Source organism: Pseudomonas sp. TWP3-1, from assembly GCF_049896625.1.
Classification (GTDB): domain Bacteria; phylum Pseudomonadota; class Gammaproteobacteria; order Pseudomonadales; family Pseudomonadaceae; genus Aquipseudomonas.
In genome coordinates, this window is the sequence record NZ_JAFCUQ010000003.1 from 274,059 (window position 1) to 285,890 (window position 11,832).

At 55.5% G+C, this 11,832-nt stretch carries 9 protein-coding genes; 6 read left to right on the top strand and 3 right to left on the bottom strand.

Annotated features, from left to right (window positions below):
• The gene (locus tag ACP7BN_RS06545; protein WP_426202593.1) at window positions 1-1,326 is read left to right on the top strand and encodes a type II toxin-antitoxin system HipA family toxin; all 1,326 of its coding nucleotides are present in this window, start codon (window positions 1-3) and stop codon (window positions 1,324-1,326) included.
• 99 nt (window positions 1,327-1,425) lie between these two features.
• Here the strand turns inward: ACP7BN_RS06545 and ACP7BN_RS06550 are convergent, their stop codons facing one another.
• Window positions 1,426-3,009 (bottom strand): peptide chain release factor 3, encoded by a 1,584-nt coding sequence (locus ACP7BN_RS06550; RefSeq protein WP_420647588.1) that lies wholly within the window; start codon window positions 3,007-3,009, stop codon window positions 1,426-1,428.
• A gap of 330 nt (window positions 3,010-3,339) precedes the next feature.
• Here ACP7BN_RS06550 and ACP7BN_RS06555 point away from each other — a divergent pair, with 330 nt between their 5' ends.
• From ACP7BN_RS06555 to ACP7BN_RS06575, 5 genes are all read left to right on the top strand, one after another.
• Window positions 3,340-4,056 (top strand): ABC transporter permease, encoded by a 717-nt coding sequence (locus ACP7BN_RS06555; protein WP_420647587.1) that lies wholly within the window; start codon window positions 3,340-3,342, stop codon window positions 4,054-4,056.
• A 20-nt stretch (window positions 4,057-4,076) separates the two neighbouring features.
• Window positions 4,077-4,970, top strand: coding sequence for a glycine betaine ABC transporter substrate-binding protein (locus ACP7BN_RS06560; RefSeq protein ID WP_426202597.1), 894 nt, complete (start codon window positions 4,077-4,079; stop codon window positions 4,968-4,970).
• A gap of 13 nt (window positions 4,971-4,983) precedes the next feature.
• On the top strand, window positions 4,984-5,637 hold the full coding sequence (locus ACP7BN_RS06565; protein ID WP_426202598.1) for an ABC transporter permease: 654 nt from the start codon (window positions 4,984-4,986) through the stop codon (window positions 5,635-5,637).
• Window positions 5,634-6,791, top strand: coding sequence for a betaine/proline/choline family ABC transporter ATP-binding protein (locus ACP7BN_RS06570; RefSeq protein ID WP_420647584.1), 1,158 nt, complete (start codon window positions 5,634-5,636; stop codon window positions 6,789-6,791). Before ACP7BN_RS06565 ends, ACP7BN_RS06570 begins: the two co-directional genes overlap by 4 nt.
• Before the next feature lie 361 nt (window positions 6,792-7,152).
• Entirely contained in the window at window positions 7,153-8,316 is a 1,164-nt protein-coding gene (locus ACP7BN_RS06575) for a type III PLP-dependent enzyme (RefSeq protein WP_420647583.1), read from the top strand.
• 49 nt (window positions 8,317-8,365) lie between these two features.
• Here ACP7BN_RS06575 and ACP7BN_RS06580 read toward each other — a convergent pair whose 3' ends face one another.
• Window positions 8,366-9,262: a hypothetical protein gene (locus tag ACP7BN_RS06580; protein ID WP_426202601.1), complete on the bottom strand. Its 897-nt coding sequence runs from the start codon at window positions 9,260-9,262 to the stop codon at window positions 8,366-8,368.
• Between the two features lie 123 nt (window positions 9,263-9,385).
• The gene (locus ACP7BN_RS06585; RefSeq protein WP_426202603.1) at window positions 9,386-11,650 is read right to left on the bottom strand and encodes an alpha-xenorhabdolysin family binary toxin subunit A; all 2,265 of its coding nucleotides are present in this window, start codon (window positions 11,648-11,650) and stop codon (window positions 9,386-9,388) included.
• Between the last annotated feature and the right edge of the window lie 182 nt (window positions 11,651-11,832).

An 11,832-nucleotide genomic window follows, 5' to 3' on the forward strand; every position in this document is an offset into this window, starting at 1 on the left:
GTGGCGATAACAGCAGAAGTGTGGATGTGGGATGTCAAGGTCGGAACTGTGCTTTGGGATGATAGTCAGGCCCCAGCAACAGGAACCTTCGAATTTGATCCAGCGTTTACCGAATTCGGACTCGAGATCGCGCCACTCACCATGCGAGCAGTAGCAGGTGAGGTGTACGCATTCCCTTCACTGAACGCGCAGGCATTCAAGTCTCTCCCGCCTTGTCTTTCCGATTCGCTTCCCGATGACTTCGGTAACGCGGTGATCAACGCTTGGCTGGCCAAAGAAGGGCGCGACCCCAAAAGCTTCACGCCCGTAGAAAGATTACTGTATATCGGCGCCCGAGGCATGGGAGCGCTGGAGTTCCGGCCAGCGGTGGACAGACTCAAGAACAAGCTTGAAAAGCTGGAGCTGGAGTCTTTGGTTGAACTTGCCGGGCAGATCCTTAACCAGCGCCAGCAGCAATTTGCTGGAATGCAACTCGGCCGTAACGGCAAAAAGGATGAAGAAGCACTCAAGCATATGTTCCAGGTGGGTTCGTCAGCGGGCGGCCAGCGACCGAAGGCAATCATTGCAGTTAACGAAAAGACCGGCGAACTCTGTTCCGGACAAATCACAGCTCCAGAGGGCTACAGCTATTGGCTGTTCAAGTTCGATGTGCCCAAAGGGGCAGACTCACTCGGTGACCCTGCCGGTTTTGGTCGCGTGGAATATGCCTACCATCTGATGACAGTAGCCGCGGGGATCAACATGAGCGAGTGTCGTCTGCACATCGACGGTCCTCGCGCGCACTTCATGACTCGTCGCTTCGACCGGATGGGTGACGGCGACAAGATTCACGTTCAAACATTGTGCGCCATGGACATTGCCGACTACACCAAACCTGGCGCGTACTCTTACGAACAGGCGCTACTCGTAGCGAGAGATCTCGGCCTACCGAGAGAGGATCAGATCGAGCTGTTCCGGCGCGCAGTGTTCAATGTGATTGCGCGCAATCAAGATGACCACACTCGAAATATTGCCTTTCAGGTATGGCGGGATGGGGTTTGGCGACTGACTCCGGCATACGACATGTGTTGGGCTTACCGCGCCGACTCGCCTTGGGTATCAAGTCACCAGATGACAGTCAATGGGAAGAGGGACGACTTCACAGTCGATGACTTGCTCGCGCTGTCTAAACAGATACCCAGACTGCAGGGAAAAAAGATCATCAAAGAAGTTGCCGACTCGGTTCGCCGCTGGCGTGAGTTTGCAAGCACCGCTGACATTGAAAATGAAGCGCTGATCGAGGAAATCGAACAATCTCACAGGCTGTATCTTGCTGACGGTCTATGAAGAAAATGAAAAAGCCCTGCAAGCGTAAATCTGCAGGGCTTCTGTTCAGGCTGAGCATTAAACCCCGCAACGGTCGAGGCGGAGTTTGCGACTCAGCGCTTAGTGATGCTCACGCGTCGCACGGAATTTCACGTCCGGCCAGCGCTCTTCCATCAATGCCAGGTTAACCCGCGTCGGAGCGAGGTAGGTCAGGTGACCGCCGCCGTCGATTGCCAGATTTTCCACTGCCTTGTTGGAGAATTCCTCAAGCTTCTTCTTGTCGCTGCAATCGATCCAGCGCGCGGAGTACACGGTGATCGGCTCGTAGGAGCACTCGACCTTGTATTCCTCTTTCAGGCGGCTGGCGACCACGTCGAACTGCAGCACACCGACGGCACCGAGGATGATGTCGTTGCTGCGCTCCGGGAAGAACACCTGAGTCGCGCCCTCTTCCGCGAGCTGTTGCAGACCCTGACGCAGCTGCTTGGATTTCAGCGGATCGCGCAGACGCACGCGGCGGAACAGTTCCGGGGCAAAGTGCGGAATACCGGTGAAGCCCAGTGCTTCGCCTTCGGTGAAGGTGTCACCGATCTGGATCGTGCCGTGGTTGTGCAGACCGATGATGTCGCCGGCGAAGGCTTCTTCAAGCTGTTCACGTTCGGAGGAGAAGAAGGTCAGGGCGTCGCCGATGCGCACGTCCTTGCCGGTGCGCACATGGCGCATCTTCATGCCTTTCTCGTATTTGCCGGAACAGATACGCATGAACGCGATGCGGTCACGGTGTTTCGGGTCCATGTTCGCCTGGATCTTGAAGATGAAGCCCGAGAACTTCTCTTCGACTGGCTCGACGGTGCGCTCGTTGGCCACACGGGCCAGCGGACGCGGTGCCCAATCGACCACAGCGTCGAGCACGTGATCGACACCGAAGTTACCCAGTGCCGTACCGAAGAACACCGGGGTCAGTTGACCGTCGAGGAACTCCTGCTGATTGAACTCGTGGCAGGCGCCCTGCACCAGTTCCAGCTGATCGACGAAACGGTCGTACTCGTCACCGAGGTGCGCGCGCGCCTCGTCGGAGTCGAGTTTTTCGATGATCTTGGTTTCAGTGCGCTCGTGACCGTGGCCGGCGGTGTAGACAATGATGTAGTCGTCGGCGAGGTGATAGACACCCTTGAAGTCGCGGTAGCAACCAATCGGCCAGGTGATCGGCGCAGCCTTGATCTTGAGGACGGCTTCGATTTCGTCGAGCAGTTCGATCGGGTCGCGGATGTCACGGTCGAGTTTGTTGATGAAGCTGACAATCGGCGTGTCACGCAGACGGCAGACGTCCATCAGCGCGATGGTGCGTGGCTCTACACCCTTACCGCCATCGAGAACCATCAATGCCGAGTCGACCGCCGTCAATGTGCGGTAGGTGTCTTCGGAGAAGTCTTCGTGACCCGGGGTGTCGAGCAGGTTGACCATGTGGTCGCGATACGGGAACTGCATGACCGACGTGGTGATGGAAATACCACGCTGCTTTTCCATCTCCATCCAGTCGGATGTCGCATGGCGGTCGGATTTACGCGATTTCACCGTGCCCGCAATCGCAATCGCCTTGCCCATCAACAGGAGCTTTTCGGTGATTGTCGTCTTACCGGCATCGGGGTGGGAAATAATGGCGAAAGTGCGGCGTTTCGCGACTTCGGCGGCCTGTCTGGTCATGGGAAATCGCCTGGCGGTGATCTAAAAAAGGGCGCCGATTATAGCCCATGTCGATGCAATAACCGAACCGTTGAGCATATTAAGGGTGGCCAAATGCTGCCGCAGGTGGGAACCTTTTGAAGCACGGAGACGTCCATCCCCTGTTACGAAATTTCGTCAGGGGCTGAAAAATCAGCAAGTTAGCCTGACGAGGCTGCGCTCATGGCTCGCTTTCAGACCGCTGTTGCCGGTGCTGAGGGAGCTGCTTCTCGCGAACGTTAATGTCCCGGCAGCCAGGCATGGCATGTCACTCGGGATGGCGTTCGCCGACTATAAAAAAGGAGTCCGCCTGTGGCTATCCGCTATGGCAAAGGGCTTATTGGAGGTGCGGTGGTTATCGCGCTCCTGGCCCTGCTGGTCCACTGGATCGGCATCAACACGATCGAACACTACCGCGACGATTTGTTGTTTTACCTGCAAGCTCATCTGATTCTGGTCCTCGCTTCAATGCTGGCCGCCCTTGTCGTGGGCATCCCCGCCGGTATCTTGCTCAGTCGCCCGAGCATGGTCGGCCGCGCCGAACGCTTCATGCAGATCTTCAATATCGGCAACACCGTGCCACCGCTGGCCGTACTCGCGATTGCCCTGGGGATTCTCGGCATCGGCAGTGGTCCGGCGATCTTCGCGCTGTTCCTCGCCTCGCTCCTGCCCATCGTGCGCAACACTTACGAAGGCCTGAAAAACGTTCAGGGTTCGTTGAAGGAAGCCGCCGTCGGCATCGGCATGACCCCGCGCCAAGTGCTGTGGAAAGTCGAATTGCCCAACGCCGTGCCGATCATCATCGGTGGTGTGCGTGTGGCGCTGGCGATCAACGTTGGTACTGCGCCGCTGGCGTTCCTGATCGGCGCCAACAGCCTTGGCAGCCTGATCTTCCCTGGCATCGCCCTGAACAATCAGCCGCAACTGTTGCTCGGCGCCGCGTGCACCGCGCTGCTGGCCTTGCTGCTTGATGGTGTGGTCACCCTTGCCAGCCGTCTGTGGCTGGAACGCGGTTTGCGCACGTCTTGAGCCTTGGCAAAGGAATACTTATGAAACGATTGACCCTGATTCTGGGCTGCGTCCTGCTGTTCGCGGGATTTGCCCAAGCTGCCGAAAAACCGCTAATCCGCATCGGCGCGCGGGTGTTCACCGAACAGACCCTGCTGGCCGAAATCACTTCGCAATACCTGCGCGCCAAAGGCTACGACACGCAAGTTACCGGCGGCCTCGGCAGCAACCTCGCCCGCAGCGCTCACGAAAGCGGGCAACTGGACATGCTCTGGGAATACACCGGCGTGTCGCTGGTGGCTTACAACCATGTGACCGAGAAACTCGACAGCCAACAGTCCTACGCCCGGGTCAAAGAACTCGATGCGAAAAAAGGATTGATCTGGCTCACTCCGTCGAAATTCAGCAACACCTACGCGCTCGCCCTGCCGAAAAACGTCGCCGATGCTTACCCGCAGATCAACAGCATCAGCGATCTGAACAAAGTGCTGCGCGACGAAGCCAAGACCGAGCATCTGGTAGCGCTGGATACCGAATTCGCCAACCGTTCCGACGGTCTGGACGGCATGGTCAAGCTCTACGACATGAACCTGACGCGTAAAAACATCCGTCAGATGGACGCCGGGCTGGTCTACACCGCGCTGCGCAATTGCCAGGTATTTGCCGGTCTGGTCTACACCACCGACGGTCGCCTGAACGCCTTCAAGCTCAAGTTGCTGGAAGACGACAAGCATTACTTCCCGGACTACACCGCAGCGCCGGTGGTGCGTCAGGCGTATCTCGACGCGCACCCGCAACTGGCCGAGCAACTCAAGCCGCTGGCCGAACTGTTCGACGACGCCACCATGCGTCAGCTCAACGCGCGGGTCGACGTCGATCACGAAAGCCCATCCGCTGTTGCCGCTGATTTCCTGCGCCAACATCCACTGCAATAAAGGAGGAAAAGTCATGGAATTCTTGAACGCCTTTTCCCACCTCGACTGGCAGCAGGTAATACACCTGACCTGGCAGCACATCACTCTGGTCGGCATCGCCGTGAGCCTGGCGATCCTGTTCGGTGTGCCCCTGGGCATTCTGATGACGCGCTTCCCGAGCCTCGCCGGCCCGTTGCAAGCCAGCGCCACAGTGCTGCTGACCGTGCCGTCGATTGCACTGTTCGGCCTGCTACTGCCGTTCTACTCGAAATTCGGCCAGGGCCTCGGCCCGATGCCGGCGATCACCGCTGTGTTCCTTTATTCGCTGCTGCCGATCATGCGCAACACCTACCTCGCATTGACCGGCGTCGAGCCGGGAATTCGCGAAGCCGCACGCGGCATCGGCATGACCTTCGGCCAGCGCCTGCGCATGGTTGAACTGCCAATCGCGGTGCCGGTGATTCTTGCCGGCGTGCGCACCGCCGTAGTGATGAACATCGGCGTGATGACCATCGCCGCAACCATCGGTGCCGGCGGCCTCGGCGTGCTGATCCTCGCTGCGATCAGCCGCAGTGACATGTCGATGCTGATTGTCGGCGCGCTGCTGGTCAGTCTGCTGGCGATCTTCGCCGACCTCGTTTTGCAATGGCTGCAACGCTCGTTGACTCCAAAAGGACTACTCAAATGATCGAACTTCAAAACCTCAGCAAGACCTTCCAAAGCAACGGCAAAGACGTCAAAGCCGTGGACTCGGTAAGCCTGACCGTCAATGAAGGCGAAATCTGCGTGTTCCTCGGGCCATCGGGTTGCGGCAAAAGCACCACGCTGAAAATGATCAACCGCCTGATCAAACCGACCTCGGGCAAGATCCTGATCAATGGCGAAGACACCACCGATCTCGACGCCGTGACCCTGCGTCGCAACATCGGCTACGTGATCCAGCAGATCGGCCTGTTTCCGAACATGACCATCGAAGAAAACATCGTCGTGGTGCCGAAACTGCTCGGCTGGGACAAACAGAAATGCCACGACCGCGCCCGCGAACTGATGAGCATGATCAAGCTTGAGCCCAAGCAATATCTGCATCGTTACCCGCGTGAACTGTCCGGTGGCCAGCAGCAACGCATCGGCGTGATTCGCGCGCTGGCGGCAGATGCACCGCTGTTGCTGATGGACGAACCGTTCGGCGCGGTCGACCCGATCAACCGCGAGATGATCCAGAACGAATTCTTCGAGATGCAGCGCGCGCTGAACAAGACCGTGATCATGGTCAGCCACGACATCGACGAAGCGATCAAACTCGGTGACAAGATCGCGATCTTCCGCGGCGGCAAGCTGTTGCAGATCGATCATCCGGACACCCTGCTCGCTCACCCGGCGGACGAGTTCGTCAGCAACTTCGTCGGGCAGGACAGCACCCTCAAACGTCTGCTGTTGGTCAAGGCTGAAGACGCGGCGGACAACGCGCCATCGGTCAGCCCGGAAACTCCAGTGGCCGATGCGCTGGAATTGATGGACGAACATGACCGTCGTTATGTGGTGGTCACCGACGGTGATAACAAAGCACTGGGTTATGTTCGACGTCGCGACCTGCACCGTCAGACCGGCACCTGCGCGCAGTATCTGCGCGAGTTCAACGCCACCGCGGCGTACGACGAGCATTTGCGCATCCTGTTGTCGCGGATGTACGAATTCAACCGCTCGTGGCTGCCGGTGATGGACGCCGACCGGGTGTTCCTTGGCGAGGTGACGCAGGAGTCGATTGCCGAGTACCTGAGCTCCGGCAAGTCGCGCGGCGGCAAGACCAGCATCGTCTCTCCCGCCGAGACTGCACTGGCCTGATGGATTTGTGGCAACTCGGCCCCCCCCCGGAATTCCGTTTCCGGGGGAACATCACACTGTCATGCAGGTCGGTTACATCAGTAGATGAGCCGACCGCACGACGGAAGCGTGCAAAAACGCGACATTTTTAGTTGATCTCAGCCCCCTCACACCCTAAAGTTCGCGCCGAACGTCCATGCTGGAAACGATCCATCCGGCTCAAGTACTGACGACGAGACAGCAGGCCAGGGGCAGCACCGCTTCCATGGCCTTTTTGCTTTCGGCGACATGCCTTGGGAAGTAGGCGAACCAAAGTGGGGATACGGAGGACGTTCATTTGCACCCATTGATTACTAACGTTTGCCAGTAGGAGCTCCCTAGCATGTCGATCAACGTCGAAGATTATTTCGCGCGCGCCACTTTTGACAAAATGAAGGCGTTCGCCGACAAGCAAGAAACCCCGTTCGTGGTGATTGATACCGCGATGATCAGCCAGGCCTACGATGACCTGCGCGCCGGTTTCGAATTCGCCAAGGTTTACTACGCCGTCAAGGCCAACCCGGCTGTCGAAATCATCGACCTGCTCAAAGACAAAGGCTCGAGCTTCGACATCGCCTCGATCTACGAGCTGGACAAAGTGATGGATCGCGGCGTCAGCGCCGACCGTATCAGCTACGGCAACACCATCAAGAAATCCAAGGACATCCGCTACTTCTACGACAAAGGCGTGCGCCTGTTCTCCACCGACTCCGAAGCCGACCTGCGCAACATCGCCAAGGCTGCGCCGGGTTCGAAAGTCTATGTGCGCATCCTTACCGAAGGCTCGACCACTGCTGACTGGCCCCTGTCGCGCAAATTCGGCTGCCAGACCGACATGGCCATGGACTTGCTGATCCTCGCCCGCGACCTCGGTCTGGTGCCTTACGGCATCTCGTTCCACGTCGGTTCGCAACAGCGCGACATCAGCGTCTGGGATGCCGCAATTGCCAAGGTCAAAGTGATCTTCGAGCGCCTGAAAGAAGAAGACGGCATCGTGCTCAAGCTGATCAACATGGGCGGTGGCTTCCCGGCCAACTACATCACCCGCACCAACAGCCTGGAAACCTACGCCGAAGAAATCATCCGCTTCCTCAAAGAAGACTTCGGTGATGATCTGCCGGAAATCATTCTCGAGCCGGGCCGTTCGCTGATTGCCAACGCCGGTATTCTGGTCAGTGAAGTGGTATTGGTCGCACGTAAATCGCGCACCGCGGTAGAGCGTTGGGTGTACACGGATGTGGGCAAGTTCTCCGGCCTGATCGAAACCATGGATGAAGCGATCAAGTTCCCGATCTGGACCGAGAAGAAAGGCGAGATGGAAGAAGTGGTCATCGCCGGCCCGACCTGCGACAGCGCCGACATCATGTACGAGAACTACAAGTACGGTCTGCCGCTGAACCTGGCGATCGGTGATCGTATGTACTGGTTGTCGACCGGCGCTTACACCACCAGTTACAGCGCGGTTGAGTTCAATGGCTTTCCGCCGCTGAAGTCCTACTACGTGTAACTCTTGAACCGGTAATGCAAAAAGCCCATGACGTGTCATGGGCTTTTTTTTAGAGCGTCTTTGCCATTTGAACCAATTGTTCGGACATGCCTTTGATTTCATCAAGCGAGCCAATGACCAGCGGCAGCGAAGCCTTGGCACGAGCCATCGTCTGATGGGGATGGTGAGTTCGCAAAGTTCGTTTCGCTTCATCCAGCATGTATACCCATCGATAACAGAAATCGCCGAGATTGCTCGCTGCCACACCGGCACGCCGACGAAGATCGAACAACCGCCTGACATGCTCTCTGGCCATCGCCTGTCGTCGCTCTTCCGAATACGGTTGGCCTGGATCATAGCCCATACCCGGTAGACCGATTCGACCCAAACCGTAATAGACTTCGATCTTAGGGGTTGGGCCGTCGCAACTGCACAGTGGCATCGTCAGCGATTCGATAAAGCGAACAAAAATGCCATGGATCGATTCAGCGAGACTTGTCACTTGCGATTTGAAATCCGACACAGCACGTTGGCAAGAACCCAACCGAGCATCGAGTTCGCGCAGAATATCAATCACATCTGCACGAGGGGCACTTCCCCAATCGGCGGATCTCACGACAGTGAACTGTTGTGGATCAATCACGGAAATGGGCAATCGTCGATTCTGCGTGACGGAGACAACAGCTTCAAACTCGCTGATGAAACTGCTCACGTCGTGCAATATCCGGGCGGATGTATTGCCCAACAAAGGCACGGTGATGCCGATCGCCCGCCAGCATAGTTCGTTGGCGGACGCCACCTGGCTCAATGCCTGAGCATTGGGTGGCGGCAACATGGTGTGCCCGGTTCGGGCGATGGCATCGGAGAATCGATTGATTTCCACCAACGCCGCGGGCAGCTCATTCAAAAAATCAACGTATTGCTTCAAGGTGGCAAAATTCTTTTCTGCCAATAAATAATCAAGCATCAGTGTTTCCTCAAACATGGCAAACCATCAATGGCCAACGACCAGCTCTCGTTTGGCTAACCGTGTTAACCGATATGCCATTGCACCTCGATTAACACGGATCGATGGAGTGCTCAGCCCAACCTAGCGGTTAGGGACCGAAACAGGAGTAAGGAATGCAATGAACAATTTCGCTTGCGCCTTGAAGGTGGCGCTGCGAACGTCATCATCGGTGAAGGAGCTCTTGTCGGTAGCGGTCTGGAAAAGTTCAAAAGCGCTAATCGCGGGACTGTAACTCGCTACGTGGATTTTGCGTTGTTCTTCAATCGCGTGAAGGGCTTGCAGGTATTTGATCTTGCCGGCCGAGGCACTGACCACACCGTCTTGAAGATTGATTTCGTTGTCGAGTGCCGCGATTTTGCCTTGCAGCTTGTCGCTTTCCCGAACCATATCCAGAAAACGAATGCCTTCGCCGATATTACCAATGGTCTTTTTGAGCTGATCGATAGCTAACATCACCACCGCGACTTGCGGCGGTGTCAGGCCCAGTGCTATCACCTTATCGACCGTCAATGCGATATCTTTGCCGAGCTCCTCAATACCTTTCTTTTCCAAAGTCTCGATAGCGTCGATAACGAGCTTGCGCTCTTCCTTAAGGATTTCCCATTTTCCTTTCAAGGCGACGAATTCCGCTTTTGCCAGCACTTCATCACGTTCAAAGTCGGTGATGTACCCCCGCGTTGAACGCATGTCGAACGTATCGCTGATTTCTTTCAGGCACTTGCGTACTTGAGTGGTTTGCAGGCCAATCGCGTCTGCAACGTCGTTCAATAGGCGTTGGCGTTGAGCGTTGATCTCTTCGATCTCCTGAGCGTCGTTTTCCTCTTCGAACATCTTCTCGAGTCTGTCCAGACGTTGCAGGCTATTGTCTAATTGATCACTGCTTTCAAAGGCTGCAGTTTGCAGTCCAATAGCGCCTTGACCGACGCCTTGGACAAGTCGATTGAAGCGATCAAACAGATCGGGGAGGTAATTCAGCTTTACCCGCCATACTTGCGCCTGCGTGCGATGCTCGCTCATCTGTGAATGACTATCCCTGAGCGCAACCAAGTCGAGTTCCGGATAAGTCTGTTGAAACGATGCAGTGAACGCCATCGAACGCGATGTGTTTCCGTAATTACGCTCGTATTCTTCGTCCGCCTCTTTGAACACCTCAATCAACTTGTCCGAATCCGTTTTGATCTGCACCCATGGATTAACGACTTCTGCGAATTCAGACATGAAAATCTTGAGACCCAATGCGTCCTCGATACGGCCAACCGCGCCAGTAGAGTTCATGATGCTCCGATGCAGAACGCTCCAGACATACATCAGATTTTGCGTGGCTACATCGGCGTCGATTGCGACAATCATCAGACTTTGCAGATCATGCTTGACCCGCGCCAGCGATCCCAGGGTCTGGTTCTTGTTTGTAAGAATCAGAATGTCCTTTTCTTGTTCGGCGTACAGCTCGTTGCGCCGGGCGCGAATATTTTCCGCCTCCACCCCCATATAAATGGCCATCGCCAGCCCGACAATATTCATTCCCGCAGCAGCTTTCAGGGCTTCTTGAACAGCGGCCTTGTACTCAGTATTTTTGATATCGATTTCTTTTGCACGCTCATCGATCACCGCTTTCAGCTGTTTAACGTCTTCCGCCAAAGAACTATTTTCGATCAGACCGACTCTCAGCTTTATACCTGGCAAGATGTGTTCGCGCAGATCATAGCCAAACATATCAAGGTCTTTCTTGATACTACCCACCTCTTGTAGATTGAAATCAATTTTTTCAAAAATACGCCTCAAGTAATAATCGAGTGTACTGATGGTATCCTCTTCCAGTTCAATACCCGGAAACTTATCACCCAGTTCAAGCTGCAGTTGTTTCAACTGCTCCAGCGTCCTAACATTATGCTTTTCCAAGAGTCCCGAGGCTTTTACTTCGCTATAGACCTCTTTCATCGAAGCGCCATAGTTCACCATGCTACTGGCAAACTCCTTAAGACCACGCCCCGTCATCATGATCCGCTCGCGCAGTGGCGACCAGCGCCTGGCATGATTTCGGGTATTCAAAAAAGTAGCCAGAAAGTCGGCAGGGCTCAGTCCTGGGCCACCATCCTGACCTGCACCAAAGCGTAGATAGTCCCTGACATCCTCTAGGGTATAGGGCAACGCCAGACCGGCGGCCTCATATTTGCGCAGATCAATTACTTGTTTTTTAGTCAGCAACAACCCCGAGTCACGAGTGGATCCATCAAGTGCTCCGACAGAACCTTGAGTAAACAGCTTAGGGGCTGCAGCGGCGAACTTTGTTACTTCTTCGGGCGTTGCATTATTTAACGCATCCCCCCACAAAAAACCATTAGACATAACTACTCCATTAATTAGTCAAAGAATAAAACCGAAAAGAATAAAGACCAGAACAACTTTTAGTCTCGAACAAAGACTATCCGAGAAAACACAAACCTCAAATCACCAACTTAAATCCAAATGTATTAACTCAATCAAAAATAGCGAATTAATACTGCAGACCGTAGAAAATCAGACTTAAA